The organism is Microvirga sp. jy35, assembly GCF_056148915.1.
Genome location: NZ_JBWBEW010000012.1, coordinates 89,919 through 109,959, shown reverse-complemented (window position 1 = coordinate 109,959; position 20,041 = coordinate 89,919). Strand labels below are relative to the sequence as shown.

Annotated in this window: 15 protein-coding genes; 14 read left to right on the top strand and 1 reads right to left on the bottom strand. The window is 64.7% G+C overall.

The annotated features are described in order from the left end of the window. The first annotated feature begins 25 nt into the window (after positions 1-25). The 13 genes from AC0QTX_RS12060 (at position 26) to AC0QTX_RS12000 (ending at position 17,035) form a co-directional block, all read left to right on the top strand. Complete coding sequence (locus AC0QTX_RS12060) at positions 26-532, top strand: chemotaxis protein CheW (protein ID WP_474604072.1); 507 nt, start codon at positions 26-28, stop codon at positions 530-532. After that, entirely contained in the window at positions 514-1,974 is a 1,461-nt protein-coding gene (locus tag AC0QTX_RS12055; RefSeq protein ID WP_474604071.1) for a CheR family methyltransferase, read from the top strand. Before AC0QTX_RS12060 ends, AC0QTX_RS12055 begins: the two co-directional genes overlap by 19 nt. A gap of 2 nt (positions 1,975-1,976) precedes the next feature. Beyond that, positions 1,977-2,576, top strand: a complete 600-nt coding sequence (locus tag AC0QTX_RS12050) for a chemotaxis protein CheW (protein WP_474604070.1) — start codon at positions 1,977-1,979, stop codon at positions 2,574-2,576. A gap of 1 nt (position 2,577) precedes the next feature. Beyond that, a complete protein-coding gene (locus AC0QTX_RS12045; protein WP_474604069.1) occupies positions 2,578-4,251 on the top strand; it encodes a methyl-accepting chemotaxis protein in 1,674 nt (557 codons plus the stop codon). Between the two features lie 26 nt (positions 4,252-4,277). After that, the gene (locus AC0QTX_RS12040; RefSeq protein ID WP_474604068.1) at positions 4,278-6,494 is read left to right on the top strand and encodes a hybrid sensor histidine kinase/response regulator; all 2,217 of its coding nucleotides are present in this window, start codon (positions 4,278-4,280) and stop codon (positions 6,492-6,494) included. A gap of 10 nt (positions 6,495-6,504) precedes the next feature. After that, positions 6,505-7,572 (top strand): chemotaxis-specific protein-glutamate methyltransferase CheB, encoded by a 1,068-nt coding sequence (gene cheB, locus AC0QTX_RS12035; RefSeq protein ID WP_474604067.1) that lies wholly within the window; start codon positions 6,505-6,507, stop codon positions 7,570-7,572. Continuing rightward, positions 7,569-9,293, top strand: coding sequence for a response regulator (locus AC0QTX_RS12030; RefSeq protein ID WP_474604066.1), 1,725 nt, complete (start codon positions 7,569-7,571; stop codon positions 9,291-9,293). Before cheB ends, AC0QTX_RS12030 begins: the two co-directional genes overlap by 4 nt. Then, entirely contained in the window at positions 9,290-11,191 is a 1,902-nt protein-coding gene (locus AC0QTX_RS12025; RefSeq protein ID WP_474604065.1) for a response regulator, read from the top strand. Before AC0QTX_RS12030 ends, AC0QTX_RS12025 begins: the two co-directional genes overlap by 4 nt. Positions 11,192-11,448: 257 nt before the next feature. Continuing rightward, positions 11,449-13,050 carry an ABC transporter substrate-binding protein gene (locus AC0QTX_RS12020; RefSeq protein ID WP_474604064.1) on the top strand — a complete coding sequence of 534 codons (1,602 nt, stop codon included), beginning with the start codon at positions 11,449-11,451 and terminating at the stop codon, positions 13,048-13,050. A 67-nt stretch (positions 13,051-13,117) separates the two neighbouring features. Next, positions 13,118-14,128 carry an ABC transporter permease subunit gene (locus AC0QTX_RS12015; RefSeq protein WP_474604063.1) on the top strand — a complete coding sequence of 337 codons (1,011 nt, stop codon included), beginning with the start codon at positions 13,118-13,120 and terminating at the stop codon, positions 14,126-14,128. Beyond that, positions 14,125-15,036 (top strand): ABC transporter permease subunit, encoded by a 912-nt coding sequence (locus tag AC0QTX_RS12010; protein ID WP_474604062.1) that lies wholly within the window; start codon positions 14,125-14,127, stop codon positions 15,034-15,036. Before AC0QTX_RS12015 ends, AC0QTX_RS12010 begins: the two co-directional genes overlap by 4 nt. 2 nt (positions 15,037-15,038) lie before the next feature. Continuing rightward, positions 15,039-16,055, top strand: coding sequence for an ABC transporter ATP-binding protein (locus tag AC0QTX_RS12005; protein ID WP_474604061.1), 1,017 nt, complete (start codon positions 15,039-15,041; stop codon positions 16,053-16,055). Beyond that, positions 16,052-17,035 (top strand): peptide ABC transporter ATP-binding protein, encoded by a 984-nt coding sequence (locus AC0QTX_RS12000; RefSeq protein WP_474604060.1) that lies wholly within the window; start codon positions 16,052-16,054, stop codon positions 17,033-17,035. Before AC0QTX_RS12005 ends, AC0QTX_RS12000 begins: the two co-directional genes overlap by 4 nt. 7 nt (positions 17,036-17,042) lie before the next feature. On the opposite strand, the gene AC0QTX_RS11995 is transcribed toward AC0QTX_RS12000, so the two are convergent. Next, on the bottom strand, positions 17,043-19,058 hold the full coding sequence (locus tag AC0QTX_RS11995) for an AI-2E family transporter (RefSeq protein ID WP_474604059.1): 2,016 nt from the start codon (positions 19,056-19,058) through the stop codon (positions 17,043-17,045). A 191-nt stretch (positions 19,059-19,249) separates the two neighbouring features. Between AC0QTX_RS11995 and AC0QTX_RS11990 the strand changes: the two genes are divergently transcribed. Next, positions 19,250-20,041, top strand: coding sequence for a dienelactone hydrolase family protein (locus tag AC0QTX_RS11990; protein ID WP_474604058.1), 792 nt, complete (start codon positions 19,250-19,252; stop codon positions 20,039-20,041).

Here is a 20,041-nt window from a genome sequence, read left to right as displayed (position 1 = left end):
GAACCAGCGTCCAGCGATCTGATCCATGGCGAGCCTGCAGATCATAATCTTCGATGTGTGCGGCACCGCTTGCGCCCTGCACCGGAGCGCCGTTCGCGAATTCCTGCCCCTGCCCCGCCTGTGGCGTCCGCCGGCCCTGCCCCGGCCGGTGGCTGGTTTCTTCAATCTCGGCGGAGATGCGGTTCCCGTCCTTCGGCTCGACGCGCTGTTCGGCCTGCAAAAGAGCGAGCATGACCCGGAGGCCGACCTCTACCGGCACCTGATTCTGGTGGGAGCCGGCGGCGCCTCCAGTCCCAGTGCGCTCCTCGTCGACCGCGTTCTGGATGTGGCGACGGTGAACGCCACGCAGGTCTCGGACGTGCGGCAGGCGGAGACCCTGAACGGCTGCGTGGAAGCGGAGGTCACCTGGGGTGGCCAGCTCGTTCATCTCCTCTCCGCCGAACGAATCCTGCTGGCCGAAGAACAGCAGGCGCTGGCGGAGCTCGGACGCCAGGCGCAGAGCCGCCTCGATGAATGGGCGGCTCCGGCCTGATGGCCGCACGCCCCGATCCTGTTCCGCTGCTCGACGCCGGCTTTCCTCATCTGAAAAGCCGTGTGATTGAGCGCACGGGACATTTCTACTACCAGGACAAGGACGACCTCCTGTGGGAGCGCGTGCGCAAGCGTCTGCGCGCCACGGGCCTGTCCAATTCCAGTGCCTACCTGACTCTTCTGGACGACCCCATCTCAGGCCCGGCGGAATGGGGAAGGCTCGAAGCCGAGATCACCATCGGCGAGACCTTCTTCTTCCGCTACGCGGAGCAGTTCGCGGCCCTGCGCGAGACCATCCTGCCGGAGATCATCGCCAGGAAGGCCGGCATGCGGCGGCTGCGGATCTGGAGCGCCGGATGCTCCACGGGAGCGGAGCCCTATTCCCTGGCCATTCTCACAAATGAGATCCTCGGCGAGAGCCTCGGGACATGGCGCGTCAGCATTCTGGGAACCGACATCAACGACAGCTTCCTGAAAGCGGCCCGGCAGGCCCGGTTCGGCAAATGGGCGCTACGCTCCATGCCGGACGAGCAGCGGCAGCGCTATTTCGTCGACGCAGGCAGGGAGCAGTGGGAGGTACGGCGGGAGTTCCGCTCGCTGGTGCGCTTCGAGCGGCACAACCTGCTGAGCCTCCTTGATGGGACATCCCCGCTTGAACTCACCGACTTCGACCTGATCCTGTGTAGGAACGTGCTGATCTATTTCCACCCCGACACCGTAACCCGGATCGTGGGAGCCCTGCGCGACCGCCTGGACCACGACGGCTGGATGCTGCTGGGCCATGCGGAGCCCAATCCCATTTTCTCATCCATGATGCAGACTCTGAACCTGCCGGGGACCGTGGCTTACCGGCATGGCGCCGGGGATGCGCCGCTGCCGGCGCCTGCTCCGCTGCAAACCAGGTCCATCCTGCAGGACTGGAGGCCGCTTCTGCCTGAGCCGAGACGCGCAGCGCCGGATCAAAGGCCAGCCCTCGCGCACCTCTCTACAACCCCGCAAAAGGAATCACCTCTTCCCCCCTCCCAGGGAGCGGGCGACCTCCTCGCCGATATCAGGACGCGCGCCGATGCGGGCGACTTTGCCGCCGCAGCGGACCTCTGCCGGGAGGCCCTCGCCGCCGAGCCGCTGAGGGCCGCGCTGCATTTTTACCAAGGCCTCATCCTGCGGGCGCTCGGGCGCCCTGTAGAGGCTGAGAAAAGCTTCCTTAAGTGTCTTTATCTCGATAGAAGCTTCGCCATGGCTCATTACCACCTCGGACTTCTGCTGCTCGCCGAGGGGCGACCGGCTCCCGGGCGGCGCTCCCTGACCCATGCGGCCCAGAGCGTGGCAGCGATGGCCGACGATGGACTGCTCGAGGAAGGGGACGGGGTCACCGCGGGGGAACTGCGTGACCTGGTCCGCATCCAGCTTGACGCCGCAACCCCGTCGAGGCCGAAGCCATGACCATGGCAAGATCGGCACGCCGCAAGCTGAGGCAGATCGAAAGAGGCAGGATCCGCTCGGCCGAGGAGCGGGTGCAGCATATCCTCGATGAGAGAACCGAGAATCTTGCTTCGCGACGCAAGGATGAAGCATCTCCGGCGCAGACGCTGCCGCGCGCCCTCGTCTGCGGTTCGGGCCGCGAGCGTTTCGGGATTCCGATTGAATCCGTCGCCGAAGTGCTGCCGCCTCAGAAATATATGCCCGTCCCGGATGGACCACCGGCACTGGTCGGCCTGTTCGGCCGCGGCGGCCGGTTGGTGAGCGTGATCGATCTTGCGCTGGCCCTCGGCATCGAACCCTCCCCCGTGGAGGATGGAAGCTATCACTTCGTGCTGCTCCGCGGGAATCAGCCTCAGGTGGCTCTCAGGGTCGAACGCGCCTATGCGGTCGCCGATGTCCGTCTCCTCACGGTTGAAGAGGCCACTGGCTTCCGGACCGATGCGGTGACCGGCTATGCCCGGGTGCAGGACGCCGCGGGCGATCCGGCCGACACCCTGTCTCTTCTCGATACCGAGCGCCTTCTGCGCCCCTTCCTGTCCTCTTCCCCTGTTCCTGGAGACTGACGTGACGATCTCGATCGCCAACCGTATTCTTCTCGGCTTCGCCGTCATTGTCGCCCTGATGGTCGGGCTTGGCCTCTATGCGATCAATCGCCTCGACGACGTTCGCCAGACAACCGAGCGGATTGTCTCGCGGGACATCTCATTGATGCGCCAGTTGGAGGTCATCGACGATGACCAGAACGTCATGCGCAACCTGCGGCAGCAGATCATGGCAGGCTACCTGCTTCGCGCTCTGGGGCAGCAGGTTTCCTTTGAAGACCGCATCCAGGAATGGAGCAGGGTGGCAGCGAAGGCAGAAACCGATATCGCCCAGGCGACGACGATGGCAAACGGCTTCGCCGCGCAGTCGATCTCCCAAGAGCGCGGAGCCGCTTGGCAGCGTGTCGCCAATCTGCTCAGGGAGGCCAATGAAGGTCTTCGCCAGCTGCGAAGTGCGAGCGAGCGGCAGTTTGCGGAACTCCAGAGTGGCGATCTCGCCACCATGCAGAGAACTCAGGCCGTCCTGGATGCGCGACGCAGCGAATGGGTCAGAACCCTCGACAATGCCAGAGCCGTACTGGCCGAGGCCAACGCGGTTGGACAGCGACAAGCCGGCGAGATTTATGAGAGAAGCCGAACCTCGATCATCGTCGCCGTGGCGGGCACCGCGCTGCTGAGCCTAATCATCAGCTATCTCCTGCGCTCCTCCATCATCACACCACTCGGAGCCTTCATGGGCTTCGTCGAGCGGATCGGACGCGGAGAGCTCGGCGGCAAGATGGCCGTGACCGGCAAGGACGAGATCGGACATCTCGGCGCTACGCTCAATTCCATGGTCGAAGGCTTGCGCCAACTCGCGCGCCAGAGCCGTGAGGCGACCGAGAACCTGAATGCGGCAGCAGCCGAAATCCGTGCCTCGACCCAGGAGCAGGCAGCCTCCGTCGAGGAGCAGCTGGCGGCCGTTCAGGAGACTGCAGCAACCGTCGACGAGATCACCCATTCGGGCGCCCAGATCGGCAAGCGCGCGCAGGAGGTCATCGCTTCCGCTCAAGCCGCGGCACAGACCAGCATGGCTGGATTGCAGGCGGTCGACGACACCGCACGGGCCATGGATGCGATCCGCGAGCAGGCCGAAGCGGTGGCGGAAAACATCGTCGCCTTGAGCGAAAAGACGCAGGCTGTCGGCGAGATCATCGCCTCCGTCAACGACATCTCCGAACGGACGCATCTTCTCGCCCTCAATGCGGCTATCGAAGCGGCTGCGGCCGGCGAGAGCGGCCGCAGCTTCGCGGTGGTAGCGTCCGAGATGAAGACGCTCGCCGATCAGGCAAAGGATGCAACCACGCAGGTGCGCTCGATCCTGGGCGACATCCAGCGCGGCATCAACTCATCCGTGATGCTGACCGAAGAGGCCGTCAAGCGCGTGACCGCCGGCAAGGAGCGCACCGACATCACGCAGCAGACGATCACCGGCATCTCGGGTCAGATCCAGGAGAGCGTACAGACCTTCCAGCAGATCGTCGCCTCCACGAACCAGCAGCAGCTCGGCATCGAGCAGGTGATGGGCGCACTTCAGAACATCCGCCAGGCGAGCCAGCAGACGGCCGCCGGCACCCGCCAGCTCGACACGGCGGCGGCCAATCTGTCCCAGCTCTCGCAGCAGCTCCTCGGCCTCGCCGAACGCTACCGCCTGTAACGAGCGGAGATGGAGATGCGCGCATCGTGACGGACATCCGCAAACAGCTGCTGGCGGCCTTCGAGGTGGAGCATCGGGAGCATCTCGATGTGATCCGGTCTGCGCTCGATCAGGCGGGCCGGGGCGAGATCGACCTGACGGATGTCTTTCGCCGGGCGCACAGCCTGAAAGGCGCTGCGCGTGCCGTCGACCTGCCTGCGGTGGAGGAAGTCGCGCACCAGCTCGAGGAGCTGTTCTCGCAGGTTCTGGAAGGGCAGCAATCCCTCGTGGAGCCAACGATCGCGACCGTGCGGCGCAATCTCGATCTGATTGAGGATCTCGTCGCCGGCGTTCTCAAGCCGTCCGCGCCTCCCGTCGGGATGCAGCCCGCGCCTGCGCTGGCGACGGCGCCTCGCGAACAAGAGCCCTCCTCTGCAAAAGCCGACGCTGTCACTCCCCCTGACGCCGGCGGCAGCTCATACCTGCGTGTGGAGGCCGAGCAGATCGAGGAGCTCTCCACCTCCATGCATCAGCTTCTGACGCAGCTGCAGGCGAACGAAAGCCTTGATGACGTCCTGCGGCAGATCGAGCTCGATATCCGCGGCTTGAGGCGGAGCTGGGATCAGCTGAATGAGCAGATGAATGCCTCGGGGGCTGCCGCACAAGGGTTCAATCCCACCCGGCGCAGCGCCGCATCCTTCGCGCCGCGCCTGCGCGATTTCGACCAAGGCTTGAAAGGTCTGTTCCGCAGGATCTCCGCGGTGACGCGCGACCGGCGGCAGTCGAGCTGGTCCATCGAGCAGGCCGCCCGGCAGGTCCGCGAGAACATCGACCGGGTGTCGCTCGTCTCGGCAGAGACGGTGTTCGGCGGCTTCGGGCAGATGGTGCGTGAGATTGCCCGCAAGGCCGGTCGGGATGTGGATGTGCGCAGCATCGGTCTCGACATCCAAGTCGACCGGCAGGTGCTTCAAACCCTCAAGGACTCCGTGATGCACCTTCTGCGCAATGCAGTGAGCCATGGGGCGGAACCTCCTGAGGAACGCATCGCCAAGAGCAAGCCCGAGCGGGCCGAAGTAACCCTGGAGCTGGCCTCACGCGGGGGGCGTCTCATCATCAGCATCCGCGACGACGGACGCGGTCCCGATCTCGCCCGGATCGAGCAGGTCGCCATCGAGCGCGGGTTGCTTCAGCCCCGGGACTCGGGCCACCCGCCGATGATGGATCAGCTCCTCGCCCTCGTCTTCACCCCGGGCTTCTCGACGGCCGGCGAAGTCGACAGGCTGTCGGGCCGCGGCATGGGGCTGTCCGTCGTGGCGGAAGCGGTCCGCAAGCTGCAAGGGTCAGTTCTGCTCCGGCCCCGCTACCCGCATGGCACGGAGGCTCTGCTGAACGTTCCGTTCACGGCCGCCCGTCAGCCGCTGCTGCTGCTCGAGGCGGAGGGCCGCATGTTCGGCCTGCCCGCCCACGCGGTGGAGCGTCTCCTGCGCCTCCGCACCGGATCGCTGGAAAGTGTGGAGGGCCGGCCGGCAGCCCGGATCGAGATCGGGGGGCAGGACGTTGTCGTTCCGGTCGTCGCCCTTGCCGCTCTGACAGGATCCCCCAATGCTCCCCTCCCCACCGAGGCCGGACACGTGAAAGCCGTTCTCGTGCGCCATGCCTCCCGAACCTGCGCCTTTGCCGTCAATGCCTTCCACGACGTGCGCACGATGCTCGTCAGCGATGTTCAGGCCATCGGATTGAGCGATCTGGTTTCGGGAACCGTGCTTCTGGACGACGAGATGCCGGCTCTCGTGCTCAGCCCGGACAGGCTGATCGAGCACTGGATCAGAAACGAAGGCCGTCTGGCGGCCGGCGGTCTGGGTCTCACAGGATGGGCTGAGGAAGAGGAACGCCAAGCCAGGACGATCCTCGTGGTCGACGATTCCATTACCACTCGCACCTTGGAGAAGAGCATCCTGGAGGCTCAGGGCTACGCGGTTTTCCTCAGCGTCGACGGCATCGACGCCCTCCATGTGCTGCGCTCAGGCGAGGCCATGATCGATCTCGTGATCGCCGACGTTGAAATGCCGCGCATGGACGGCTTCGGCCTGCTGCAGGCGATCAGGAACGACCCGAGGCTCTCCAGCCTTCCTGTGATCCTGATGACGTCCCGCGCCGACCCGGAAGACGTGCGCAAGGGTCTCGATCTGGGCGCGAGCGCCTATATTACCAAGCAGAAGTTCGATCAGCGCGAACTGCTGGCAACGATCGGACAGGTGTTGTGAGTTCCGCGTGATGAGTATGGCGCCGCAGTCTCCGGTTCGGGTGATGATCGTCGAGGATTCCCTCGTCGTCCGTCAACTGCTCGTCCATATCATCGCCAGCGACCCGCGCCTCGTGGTGGCCGCCGCCGTCGGTTCCGCCGAGGAGGCGCTACGGGAGATCGGCCGCATCCGGCCGGATGTCATCTCGATGGACATCCGGCTCCCCGGAATCGACGGGCTGGAGGCGACACGCAGAATCATGTCGGAGCACCCGACGCCCATCGTGGTCATCGCCGACAGCATCGAGGATTCATCGCTCAAGATTTCCATGAACGCCCTGCGGGCCGGCGCCCTCACGGTGGTGGAGAAGCCTGTGGGCCTCTCCAGCGACGGTTATGCCGCCATCGCCAGCACCATCTGCACCCAGCTCTACATCATGAGCCAGGTGCCCGTCGTCCGGCAGCGCTTGTTTGCTTCCTGGCGCGAGACCAGCGCATCCCGCCGCGAGCCGGAATGGAGCATGACGCGCCCGAGCATCATGGGGATTGCCGCGTCCACCGGCGGCCCCCCTGCGCTCGCGAAGGTCCTCGGCGCCTTGCCGCCTGAGTTCCCGCTTCCGATCCTCCTCGTCCAGCACATGGGCGCTCCCTTCATGGAAGGCTTCGCTTCCTGGCTGAACGGGCTGATCCCCCTCGAGGTGCGCCTCGCCCAGGACCAGGAGACCCCGGTACAGGGCCGGGTCTATGTCGCGCCCGGGGACCGGCACCTGATTCTCTCCCCCGCCGGCACCCTGAAGCTGAGCGCCGAGCCGCCGCTCGGTAGCCAGCGCCCCTCGGCGACCATGCTGTTCCAGTCGATGGCCCGCTCGGTCGGCCGCAGGAGCCTGGGGGTGGTCCTCACCGGCATGGGCGAGGATGGCGCTCAGGGCCTCGTCGATCTGCGCCAGGCCGGCGGCTATGCGGTGGCGGAGGATGAAAGCACCGCCGTCGTCTACGGCATGCCGGCGGCGGCGGCGCGCATGGGCGGCGTCAATGTCAGCCTGCCGCTCGATCTGATCGCACCCCGCATCCTGCGCTTGGCCCGGGGAGACGGCGAATGAGCGCGGAGTCCATGACGCAGGCTGCGGAAATCCTCCTTGTCGAGGATTCCGAGACCCAGGCGCTACAGTTGCGCCACATGCTGGAGACGAACGGCTTCCAGGTATCCTGGCGCTCGACCGCGGAGGCCGCCCTTGACGGGCTGAACGAGAGGCTTCCCGACCTCGTCATCGCCGATTACCACCTGCCCGGCATGAACGGGGATGAGCTGACCCGCCAGATGCGCCTTAACGTTCGCACCCGCGCCATTCCAGTCATCATGCTCACGGAGGCCCGGGAGCGCACCGTCGAACGGCAGGGGCTGGAGAGCGGTGCGGATGCCTACATCTCCAAATCTGCCGAACAGGAGCTGATCATCCTGCGGATCAAGGCGCTGCTGCGCCGGCGCTCATCGCCCGTCAGCGATGAACAGGAGGAGCGGCAGTCCCCCAGCTTCGGAACGTTCCGCCGGGCCTGCATCCTGATCGCGGACGACAGCCTCACGCGCCGCACCTACCTCCAGGACATGCTGGCCCATGAGGGCTATGCGGTCACGGCGGCTCCGGATCCTACCGAGGCCTTGCGGCTCGTCCGCTCGGTGAGTGCCACCTGGGACTGCATTCTGGTGAACCTGCTCAGTCCAGGCTTCGATGGCATCGAGCTGTGCCGCCAGTTGAACCTCTACCGGGGCCTGGCGCCCCTGCCGGGGGCGGACGCCCCGAGCTTCGCCATCGTGGGTCTTGGAAACGAGGACGGGGGACAGCTCCTCGCCCGGGCCTTTGCCGCAGGTGTGGACGACATCATTCCTACGAGCATCGAAGCCGATGGGATGCGGGTGCGCATCCGCGCGCTCGTCCGGCGCAAGCTCATGCAGGACGAGAATTGGCGCATCGAGGCCGAGCTTCGCGAGCGCGAGCTTGCCCTCGCCCGGGCCAGGGCCGAAGCCGCCTCGGCCGAGGCGCTGGCCAAGGCAAATCGTGAGCTGGAAGAGGCCAACGATCTCCTGAAGGGGACCCAGGCCCAGCTTGTCCAGGCCGCCAAGATGGCTTCCCTTGGTGAATTGGTGGCGGGCATCGCCCACGAGATCAACAACCCCCTGGCCTTCGTCCAGGCTCATCAGGGAACCGTCGAACGGCTCCTGACGGAGGTCGAGGGAAAGCTTCCCCCCGAGGCTGGCCTCGAGCGGCAGGTCCGGAAATGCCTCGACCGGATCGGCGCGATGAAGCTGGGGCTTGGTCGAATCCAGGAACTTGTCCTGAATCTCCGCCGCTTCTCGCGGCTGGACGAGGGCGATTTCCAGACCGTCAACGTGCCCGAATCGATCGAGACCGTGCTGGCCCTCCTGGGCCACAAGCTGGGGACCCGGATCGACGTGCGCCGTCGCTACAATGCGGTTCCGGACCTCTACTGCTCGCCCGCCCTGCTGAACCAGGTCGTCATGAACATCGTCGGCAATGCCGCTGACGCGATCAAGGGAACCGGGGGCATAGACATTGAAACCGAGAGCAGCGAGACAACCTATACGATCAGGATCAGTGATACGGGACCGGGAATCCCACCAGAATTGCGGGAGCGCATCTTCGAACCGTTCTTCACGACCAAACCCGTCGGGTCTGGAACTGGACTTGGCCTGGCCATCGCCTATAGCGTCGTCCAAGCCCACAAGGGGTCGATCACGGTGAGTGCGGGGCTGGCCGGCGGTGCCAGCTTCATCATCACGATCCCGAGGCAGATTGTTTCATGACCTTGCCGAGCGAGATGACTTCACCACATGGCACGATCCTGGTCGTCGACGATGAGCCGGACATTCTGGTCGCTCTCGAAGACCTGTTCGAGAACGATTACCGGGTGCTGACGGCCTCGTCTCCGACCAAAGCGCTCGACATCCTCCGCCATGAGCCGGAGGTCGCCATCATCATCTCGGACCAGCGCATGCCCGAGATGCAGGGCGATGAGTTTTTGGCCAAGGCCCGGGATGTGTCCGATGCCGAGGCGATCCTCCTCACGGGCTATGCGGATCTGAAGGCGGTCATCGGCGCGGTCAACAAAGGCCGCATCATGGCCTACGTGCCCAAGCCCTGGGATCCCACCGCTCTCTCCAACATGGTTGCGGCGGCCTATCAGCGGCGCCTGCTGGCACGGGAGCTCGATACCGAACGCGCGCTCCTGCACGGGCTGATGGAGAGCACGGGCGATCTGATCTCGTTCAAGGATCTGGAAGGCCGGTTCGTGCGCCTGAACGCCGGCAAGGCACGGAGCCTCGGGTGTACGGCCGGCGCCTGCCTGGGCCGCAAGGAAAGGGATTACGTCTCGCCTGAACGGGCCACGATGATCGAGGAGGCGGAGCGCCGCGCCATCGAAGCGCGCCAGCCCGATGAGGTGATCGAGGAGCGCACCCTGCCCGATGGCAGGACGCAGTGGTGTCTCATCAACCACATCCCGATTCTGGACGATCAGGGCGCCGTCACCAATCTTGCCACCATCGAACGCGACATCACGGAGCGCAAGCTGATGGAGATGCGCCTGCGTCAGGCCGACAAGATGCAGGCGCTCGGCACCCTCGCCGGTGGCGTGGCCCACGACTTCAACAACCTGCTGATGGCCGTGCTCGGCAGCCTGGACCTCGCCTCGCGCCGGGCTCCCGACGACCCGCGTCTGACGCGTCTGCTGCAGAACGCCACCTATGCGGCGGAGCGGGGCGCATCCCTGACCCAGAGGCTCCTGAGCTTCAGCCGCCAGCGGGACCTGCGGCTGCAGGCCGTGGACGTGAATCAGGTCATCTCCGGCATGAGCGATCTGCTGACCCGCACGCTCGGCGGCGTGATTCGGATCGAGCGCCATCTAGCGGATGAGCTCTGGCCCGCCATGGTCGACCCGGACCAGCTCGAACTCGCCATCCTGAACCTGTGCATCAATGCCCGCGATGCCATGCCCGAGAACGGAATTCTCACCCTCGCGACCCGCAACCAGGCGGTCGAGGAGGGCCGGATCAGCGACCTCACCGGGGGCAATTACGTGGTGATCTCGGTCGTGGATACGGGCAGCGGCATTCCGCCGGAAGTCCTGGCACGGGTGCTGGAGCCCTTCTTCACCACGAAGGAAGTGGGCAAGGGTACGGGCCTGGGTCTTCCCATGGTCTACGGCCTGGCGCAGCAGTCCGGCGGCACGGTGACGATCCACAGCACGGTGGGCATCGGCACAACGGTGGAACTCTACCTCTCACGCGCGGCCAAAGCACAGGACGGCAGACCTCACGAGGGGCATTCCATTGCCCCTGATGCTCCCAAGGTGCGCATCCTGCTCGTGGATGACGATGCGGAAGTGCGCACGGTCACGGCGGCCTACCTCAGCGAGATGGGGCACCGGGTCGTGGAGGCGGCGGACGGAGCCACTGCCCTGGACATCCTGAAGGCCGACGACCATCTCGACGTTCTGATCGCCGACTTTGCGATGCCGGGCATGACGGGAACCGAGCTCGCCGATAAGGCTCGCGACGTCCGGCCCGGCCTCGGCGTCCTGCTGGTGACGGGATACGCTGACCCCAAGCGCGTTCCCGACGGTTATCTGATGCTGCATAAACCCTTCAGCCGCGTCGATCTCGCCACCAAGGTCGGTGAGGCGGCCGGTCAGAAGCAGGGATGATGCTGACACCCGCGGGGCAGATCTCCCGCCCGATTGTGGACGAACCTGCCCTTCCCGCTGCGTGGCGAGAATCGAGAAGAATCGCGGAAAATTGACTCCGAAATCCTCGTTTTCAGGCTGCCGCTAGGACAGAAAAGGGTTAATTCTCTCTAAAAATTATCCATTGTTGCATGGACAGATTGACAATATCGGGGCTTCGCACCTTAACTCCGTCACAGAACGGCCATGAGTAGAGCCGTCTCAGAGGACCAAAGGTAATGAAAAAATCAGCCCTTTTCGCAGCCATCTGCGTTCCGGCTTTCCTGGCCGCCGCTCCCCTGGCCGCCAAGACCCTCGTCTACTGCTCCGAAGGCAGCCCGGAGAACTTCTACCCCGGCGTGAACACCACCGGCACGTCCTTCGACGCCAGCGAGCAGATCTACGACAACATCGTCGATTTCGAGCGCGGCGGCACGCAGGTGACCCCCGGCCTGGCCGAGAAGTGGGACGTCTCCGCTGACGGCACCGTCTACACCTTCCACATCCGCAAGAACGCCAAGTGGCATTCGAACAAGAACTTCAAGCCGACTCGTAATGCCAATGCTGACGACGTCGTGTTCATGTTCGAGCGCCAGTGGAAAGAAGATAACGCTTTCTTCAAGGTGACCAGCCCGAACCACTCCTACTTCAATGACATGGGCATGCCCAAGCTGCTGAAGTCGGTGGAGAAGGTCGACGACTACACCGTGCGCATCACCCTCAATCAGCCTGAGGCTCCCTTCCTGGCCAACCTCGCCATGCAGTGGGCGAGCGTTCAGTCGAAGGAATATGCCGATGCCATGCTGAAGGCCGGCACCCCGGAGAAGATCGACCAAGAGCCGATCGGCACGGGTCCGTTCTCGCTGGTTCAGTACCAGAAGGACGCGATCATCCGCTACAAGGCCTTCCCTGAGTACTGGGGCGGCAAGGCCAAGATCGACGACCTCGTCTTCTCGATCACCCCTGATGCCTCCGTGCGTTGGGCGAAGCTCCAGAAGGGCGAATGCCACGTCATGCCGTATCCGAACCCGGCTGACCTCGAGGCCATGAAGAAGGATCCGAACGTCACGATCCTTGAGCAGGCCGGCCTGAACGTGGGCTACCTCGCCTATCAGACCACGAAGAAGCCCTTCGACGACGTGCGCGTCCGCAAGGCCTTCAACATGGCCATGAACAAGAAGGCGATCGTCGACGCGGTGTTCCTCGGCTCGGGCGTTCCCGCCACGAACCCGATCCCGCCGTCCATGTGGTCGTTCAACAAGTCCATCAAGGACGACGAGTTCAACCCGGAAGCCGCCAAGAAGCTGCTCGCCGAGGCTGGCTACCCGAACGGTCTGGAGACGGACCTGTGGGCCATGCCGGTTCAGCGTCCCTACAACCCGAATGCGCGCCGCATCGCGGAGCTCATGCAGGCCGACCTCGCCAAGATCGGCGTGAAGGCCGAGATCAAGAGCTTCGAGTGGGGTGAGTACCGCAAGCGGGCCCAGGCCGGCGAGCACCAGATGGCTCAGCTCGGCTGGACCGGCGACAACGGCGACCCGGACAACTTCCTGCACACCCTGCTGGGCTGCGCCTCGGCGCAGAGCGCTTCCGGCTCGAACATCGCCAAGTGGTGCCACAAGCCCTTCGACGATCTCGTGACGAAGGCGAAGGTCACCACGAACCAGGCCGAGCGCACCAAGCTCTATGAAGAAGCTCAGAAGATCTTCAAGGAGCAGGCTCCCTGGTTCACGGTGGCTCACGCCGTGCAGCTGAAGCCGGTCCGCAAGGAAGTCGTGGACTTCAAGCTCTCGCCGTTCGGTCGCCACACCTTCTACGGCGTGGACATCAACAGCAAGTAAGCTCATTTCCCTTCAACCTACGGCGGAGCGGCTTCCCAAGGCCGCTCCGCCTTTTTACATCCAGCCGATGCTCCGCTTCATCCTCACTCGTGTCAGCCTGATCATCCCGACCTTCATCGGGATCACATTGCTGGCCTTTTTCCTGATCCGCCTCGTGCCAGGCGATCCCATCGAAACCCTTGCCGGCGAACGCGGGATCGATCCTGCGCGCCATGAGCAGCTCCGCAAGGAATACGGCTTCGACAAGCCGATCCTCGTCCAGTACGGGATTTATCTGGCCCGCGTCCTGCAGGGAGATCTCGGCAAGTCCATGATCACGCAGGAGCCGGTGCTGAGCGAATTCTCGGCGCTGTTCCCGGCCACCATCGAGCTCGCCACCTGCGCGATCCTCTTCGCGCTTCTGCTCGGTCTTCCGGCCGGCATCATCGCCGCGATTAAGCGAAACTCGATCTTCGACCATGGGGTCATGGGCATCTCGCTTGCCGGTTATTCCATGCCGATCTTCTGGTGGGGCCTCATCCTCATCCTGTTATTTTCGGTGCAGTTCGACCTGACGCCCGTCTCAGGCCGCATCGACGTGCTGTACTATATCGAGCCGACCACCGGCTTCCTGCTGATCGACACGCTCCTGTCCGACGAGCCGGAGGCCTTCTGGTCGGCGGTCAGGCACCTGATCCTGCCCACCATCGTGCTCGGCACGGTGCCGCTCGCGGTGATCGCCCGCATGACCCGCTCGGCGATGCTTGAGGTTCTGGGCGAAGATTACATACGCACCGCCAAGGCCAAGGGCCTCTCCCGGTTCCGGATCGTCGCCCTGCATGCCCTGCGCAATGCGCTCATTCCTGTCGTGACCGTCATCGGCCTGCAGATCGGCGTGCTGTTCACCGGCGCGATCCTCACCGAGACGATCTTCTCCTGGCCGGGCGTCGGCAAGTGGCTCATCGATGCCATCTTCCGCCGCGACTATCCCGTCCTGCAGGGCGGTGCGCTTCTGCTCGGCGTGGTCGTCATGAGCGTGAACCTTCTTGTCGACCTCGCCTACGGCCTCATTAATCCTCGCATCAGGCATACGCGATGACCACTGAAACCATGGAAGCTCCGGCCGTCGCAGTGCCGACGGCCACCCCTCCTCATCCCTTGCGCGAGTTCTGGGGCTACTTCAGCGCCAACCATGGCGCCGTCGCCGGGCTCGTGATCATTGTCGCGGTCGTGCTCGTCGCGCTGCTGGCCGATGTGATCGCACCCCACGATCCGAATCTCACCAACACCACAATCGCCCTGAAGCCGCCGTTCTGGCAGGAGGGCGGCTCGATCGCCTACCCGCTCGGCACGGATCCCATCGGCCGCGATATCTTGTCCCGCCTGATCTACGGGGCGCAGCTGTCGCTGCTCATCGGCATCGTGGTGGTGGCGATCTCCATTGCCATCGGCACCGTTCTCGGCCTCGTGGCAGGCTTCTTCCGCGGCCTGACCGAGATCTTCATCATGCGCCTGATGGACATCATCCTCACGCTGCCGAGCCTTCTGCTCGCCATCGTGATCGTGGCGGTGCTGGGTCCAGGCCTGATGAACGCCATGCTGGCGGTGGCTCTGGTGATTCTGCCGCATTATGTGCGCCTCGCCCGCGCAGCGGTGATTACTGAAACCTCGAAGGACTACGTGACGGCCGCCCGCGTCAGCGGTGCCGGCACGACGCGTTTGATGTTCAGGGAGGTGCTGCCGAACTGCACCGCCCCCCTGATCGTGCAGGCTTCGCTGGGCATCTCGACTGCAATCCTGGACGCGGCGGCCCTGGGCTTCCTGGGCCTTGGTGCGCAGCCCCCTTCTCCCGAATGGGGCACCATGCTGGCCGATGCCCGCGAGTTCGTGCTCCGCGCCTGGTGGGTCGTGACTTTCCCTGGTCTCGCCATCCTCATCACGGTGCTCGCCTTCAATCTTCTGGGCGACGGTCTTCGTGACGCCCTCGATCCAAAACTGAAGCGCTGATCATGGCTCTTGTTGAAATTGAAAACCTGTCGGTCGAATTCCCGACCCAAGGCGGCATCATGCGCGCCGTCGACGGCGTGAGCCTCAAGCTCGAAGAGGGCGAGGTTCTCGGCGTCGTGGGCGAGTCAGGCTCCGGCAAAAGCGTCACGATGCTGGCCCTCATGGGCCTCATCCCCTTCCCTGGCCGCGTGAGGGCTGACAAGCTCGCCTTCAATGGTCGCGACCTCCTGACGATCTCGGACAAGGACCGGCGCAAGCTCACCGGCAAAGATGTCGCGATGATCTTCCAGGAGCCGACGACCAGCCTGAACCCGTCCTTCACGGTCGGCTTCCAGCTCACGGAGACCCTGCGCCTGCACGAGGGCATGGATCGCAAGGCCGCCGAGCGCCGGGCCATCGAACTTCTTGGCCAGGTCGGCATTCCCTCGCCGGAAAGCCGGCTGTCCGCTTATCCGCACCAGATGTCGGGCGGCATGAACCAGCGCGTGATGATCGCCATGGCTATCGCCTGCAATCCGAAGCTGCTCATCGCCGACGAGCCGACCACCGCCCTCGACGTGACGATTCAGGCGCAGATCCTGGATCTGCTCATATCGCTCCAGAAGGAGCGCAACATGGGCCTCGTCATGATCACCCACAACATGGGCGTCGTGGCCGACACCGCCAAGCGCGTGATGGTGATGTATGCTGGGCAGATCATGGAGGAGCGCTCCGCCGACGACCTCTTCGCGTCTCCGCAGCACCCCTACACGGCGGCCTTGCTGGCGGCGCTGCCTGAGCGCAGCGAGGGTGGACGGCTGGCGACAATCCCCGGAGTGGTCCCGGGCCTCTATGACCGCCCGAAAGGCTGCCTGTTCAGCCCGCGCTGCGCCTATGCCACGGAGCATTCGCGCAATGTGCGCCCTGACCTGCGCTCCTGGGCCGGCGGCCATATCCGCTGCCATTATCCTCTCGGCGACCCGAACCGGAACGCCGACATTCAGCATGATCATCCCGTTGGAACGGAGGCTGCGTCGTGAAGGCTCCCGTTGTTGAAGCCAAGGGCCTGAAGCAGGTCTATAAAATCAAGCGTGGTATGTTCAAGGAGCCGGCCAACCTGCAGGCCGTCGGCGGCATTTCCTTTGCCATCGAGCCTGGCAAGACCCTTGCGGTCGTGGGCGAGTCGGGCTGCGGCAAGTCCACGCTCGCCCGCATGGTGACGCTCATCGAGAAGCCCACCGAGGGGCAGCTCACCCTCGATGGCATTGATGCGGTCAATCCGCCGGCCAACTACGCCAAGGATCTGCGCCGCATGGTGCAGTTCGTGTTCCAGAATCCCTATGGTTCGCTCAACCCGCGCAAGAAGGTGGGCACGATCCTGGAGGAGCCGCTGGCCATCAACACCAAGCTTTCAAGCTCGGAGCGCACCGAGCGTGCCCGGGCCATGATGGCGAAGGTGGGCCTGAGGCCCGAGCACTACGCCCGCTATCCCCACATGTTCTCCGGCGGCCAGCGCCAGCGCATCGCGATCGCCCGTGCGCTCATGCTCTCACCCAAGCTCGTGGTGGCGGACGAGCCGGTCTCGGCCCTCGACGTGTCGATTCAGGCCCAGGTGCTCAATCTTCTCGCCGACCTGCAGGAAGAGATGGGACTTGCCTATCTCTTCATCTCGCACGACCTCGGCGTCGTCCGGCATATCGCCCATGACGTGCTTGTCATGTACCTGGGCCATGCGGTCGAGCATGGGCCGAAGGAGAAGATCTACGCGCGTCCGCTGCATCCCTACACGCAGGCACTTCTCTCCTCCACGCCCGGCATCACCGGGGTGAAGCGCAAGCGCATCGTGCTGAAAGGCGAGCTTCCCTCGCCGCTCAACCCACCGAAGGGCTGCGTGTTCTCAACCCGCTGCCCTTATGTAACCGAGCGCTGCAAGGTCGAACGTCCCGCCCTGCGCGAACTCGACGGGCGGCAGGTCGCCTGCCATTACGCGGAGAACTTCCTGAAGGAAGCGGCAGCCTAAAGAACCATCAAGCAGGCAACGGCAGTCGCTTGGCTGCCGTTGCTTCATTCACGCTCGATGCATTGGCCGGCTCCGGCAGCTTCTCCTCGCCGGTTGCCACCTTCAGGCACTGCACCACCGCATCGCGCAGGGATGAGACGTAGTAATTGGCGCCGAGCTGGGTGCGCATCGTCTCGCTCTTCAGCACCGCATCCTCCGCAGGCCAGAGGCCGACAAGGGTCGGAGCCTTGGCTTTCTGCTTCAGTCGCCGCAACAGGTAGCGCAGATGCGCCGGCGTGCCGCTGATCTCCAGATAGCTGATGCACACCATCTGCACGCCAGTCATATCCAGGTTGAAGATCTGTCGGCGCGACACGGCCTCGTGCGGCACCACGCGGATGCCGAGCCCATGCTTGCTCAGGAGTTGCGCGAGCATCTCCGATGCTGCCTCGTCGAGAGGTCCGCGGCCTGCGATGCACAAGACCGCACCCTCCGCCCTCCAAGCCTCCGGAATCCGGCTCTGCTCCGGCAAGGCCTCGGGCACCGCCGGCTCCTTGTTTGCAGGCTTGTCGCTCGCAGGAGCCGCAACCGGCTCATCCTTGGTATCGTCCGGCTCGGGCTCCACATCGTCATGTCCGCCCAGATCCTGCACCAGGGCCCGGATCACGTCCCTGACCTGATCGAGCTGACGATGGGTGAGGACACCGCGTGTCGCGTCGTTGGCGGCAAGCTGAAGCCCCCTGAGAGCGACCTCATCGTAATAGGACGTCAGGGAACGTTCCTTCAGGAGGAGCTCGGCGGATTCCAAGGCTTCGTCCGGATCACCCGCCAGCATGCGCTGGTAGAGGTTCTCGGCCGGCGTCAGGGCTGGCCTGTCGCCGAGCAGCACGTCGAGAAACTCGAGCCGCTCCACGTGGCGGCCCAGCACCACAAGGCAAAGGGTCAACGGGGTTGCGATCAGCAGGCCGACCGGTCCCCAGATCCAGGTCCAGAAGATGGCCGAGATGACGACCGCAAAGGGTGAAAGCCCGGTGCTCTGCCCATAGACGATGGGCTCGACCACATGGCCCATCAGGGGCTCGCCGATCGCGTAGAGGGCCAGGGTCATGAGGGCCATGGACCAACCGGGATCGACGGCAGCTGCGAGCAGGATCGGCGGCACGGCGGCGAGAAACGAGCCGATATAGGGCACAAAGCGCATGAGGGCCGCAAAGACGCCCCACAGGATCGGGCTCGGCACCCCGATCAGCCAGAGACCGATGGCTGCCACGACGCCGAAGGATGCATTCAGCGCAAGCTGGGTCAGGAAGTATCGGCTGAGGCGCCGCGCGGCATCGTCCATGGCGGCGGTGGCGCGATGCAGGTCGCTGGCTCCGAACAGGCGGATCATGCGGTCACGCAGATCCTCCCGCTGCATGAGGATGAAGACCAGGACCACGAAGACGATGCCCATGGTGGCCAGGGGTTCGAGCAACGGCAGGAGCACGTTCCGGGCGACCTGGGCCGGGGTCGGATCCGGCTCGTGCACCTCCACCGGGAGAGGCTTCGGCTCCTCGGGCGGCGGGGGGGTGGCCGCATTGGGAGACGCGGGCGCCTGCTGTTCCGGCGGCTCGGCGACAGCCTGGTCGAAGCGACGTCCGAAATCCTTCAGGAGCGCCGGCAGCTTGCCGAGGGACCCCTCACGCAGGTGGCCGATCTTGTTCTCGATGGTGCTCTGATAGCGCGGCAGATCGGATGCCAGCCCCGCCACCTGGAAGCCGATGACGGTGGCCAGGGACACGATGATCCCCAAGGCGACCAGCACGGCAATGATGACGGCCGGCACCCGGCTAAGACGCCCGCGGCGCAGCAGCTCGACGAAGGGAGCGAGAACGAAGGCCAGCAGGATGGCGAGCACGACGGGCAGGAACACCTCTCGCCCGACATAGAGTGCGGCCAGCACGACCACACCCACGGCCAGGGTCAGCAGGCCGGAAAGCCCCGGGACGCCAGGCGGCTCGATTTCCGTCTCCGGAGGAGGCACGGGGGTAGGTGCGGGGCGCATTCGATCGATCTCTGCAAGCCGCGAGACGATCTCGCTGGCCTGCAAACAACGTGCTCAAGCCTGAAACGATCCTTAACCTTGGCCGAAAGCTTGGCCGCTCAGAACGCTGGGACCTTTTGCCATCTGCAAGCCTTGAGGATGCAAACCCATCTCATGGGGACGAAATCCCCGCCCAGCGGCCCTGATTCCTCATGTCGATCACCAGACGCAACCTTCTGATCGGGGCAGCCCTTGCTGCCTCCTCCACCGCCCAGGCTCAACAGGATAAGTCCATCTCGATGCCCGTGACCGCACAGCGCAATGCGTTCAAGAGCGGCGGCAAGGCCATTGCCGTCGAAACCTTCCAGGGATCCGGCCCCTCGCCCCGCCCGGGGCTTCTCATGCTGCATGGCGCCGACGGCTTGGGCTATAATGGCCGGTACCGCGAGGCCGCCCGCGGCTTGGCGGCGGCCGGCTATCAGGTTCACCTGGTTCACTACCTCGACCGTACCGGTGAGAAGCGAGCTTCGTTCAGCACCCTGTTCCAGAACTTCATGCCTTGGATGAATACCGTCCAGGATGCTCTCACCTTTGCGGAGAAGCATCCGGGCGCCGATTCGAGCCGGCTCGGCATCGTGGGAATTTCCCTAGGAGCGGCCTTGGGATTGGCCGTGTCGAGCACCGATTCTCGCGTGAGGGCGCTGGTGAACTATTTCGGACCGCTCCCGCAGGGCGCGGTCGCCACCACCTCGCGCCTGCCGCCGACCCTGGTGCTGCACGGTTCGGCCGATCCCATCGTGCCGGTGGCGAACGCCTATGCGGTCGAGGCCCTGTTGCGACAGCAGAACGTGCCGCACGAGATCAAGGTCTATCCCGGCCAGGGCCACGGCTTCAGGGGGGCGGCGGAAGAGGATGCGACCCGCAGGTCCCTCGCATTCCTGCAGCGCCATCTCGCCGGCAGCCGGGCCTCGACGAATTCAGACCCTCTTTCCGTGGATGGATGA

Bases quoted from the DNA above. Each gene is read 5' to 3' on its own strand.
- AC0QTX_RS12020 (WP_474604064.1), top strand. From the start codon at position 11,449: ATGAAAAAATCAGCCCTTTTCGCAGCCATCTGCGTTCCGGCTTTCCTG.
- cheB (WP_474604067.1), top strand. From the start codon at position 6,505: ATGAGTATGGCGCCGCAGTCTCCGGTTCGGGTGATGATCGTCGAGGAT.
- AC0QTX_RS12055 (WP_474604071.1), top strand. From the start codon at position 514: ATGGGCGGCTCCGGCCTGATGGCCGCACGCCCCGATCCTGTTCCGCTG.
- AC0QTX_RS12015 (WP_474604063.1), top strand. From the start codon at position 13,118: ATGCTCCGCTTCATCCTCACTCGTGTCAGCCTGATCATCCCGACCTTC.
- AC0QTX_RS11990 (WP_474604058.1), top strand. From the start codon at position 19,250: ATGTCGATCACCAGACGCAACCTTCTGATCGGGGCAGCCCTTGCTGCC.
- AC0QTX_RS12010 (WP_474604062.1), top strand. From the start codon at position 14,125: ATGACCACTGAAACCATGGAAGCTCCGGCCGTCGCAGTGCCGACGGCC.
- AC0QTX_RS12050 (WP_474604070.1), top strand. From the start codon at position 1,977: ATGGCAAGATCGGCACGCCGCAAGCTGAGGCAGATCGAAAGAGGCAGG.
- AC0QTX_RS12025 (WP_474604065.1), top strand. From the start codon at position 9,290: ATGACCTTGCCGAGCGAGATGACTTCACCACATGGCACGATCCTGGTC.
- AC0QTX_RS12030 (WP_474604066.1), top strand. From the start codon at position 7,569: ATGAGCGCGGAGTCCATGACGCAGGCTGCGGAAATCCTCCTTGTCGAG.
- AC0QTX_RS12060 (WP_474604072.1), top strand. From the start codon at position 26: ATGGCGAGCCTGCAGATCATAATCTTCGATGTGTGCGGCACCGCTTGC.
- AC0QTX_RS12005 (WP_474604061.1), top strand. From the start codon at position 15,039: ATGGCTCTTGTTGAAATTGAAAACCTGTCGGTCGAATTCCCGACCCAA.
- AC0QTX_RS11995 (WP_474604059.1), bottom strand. From the start codon at position 19,058: ATGCGCCCCGCACCTACCCCCGTGCCTCCTCCGGAGACGGAAATCGAG.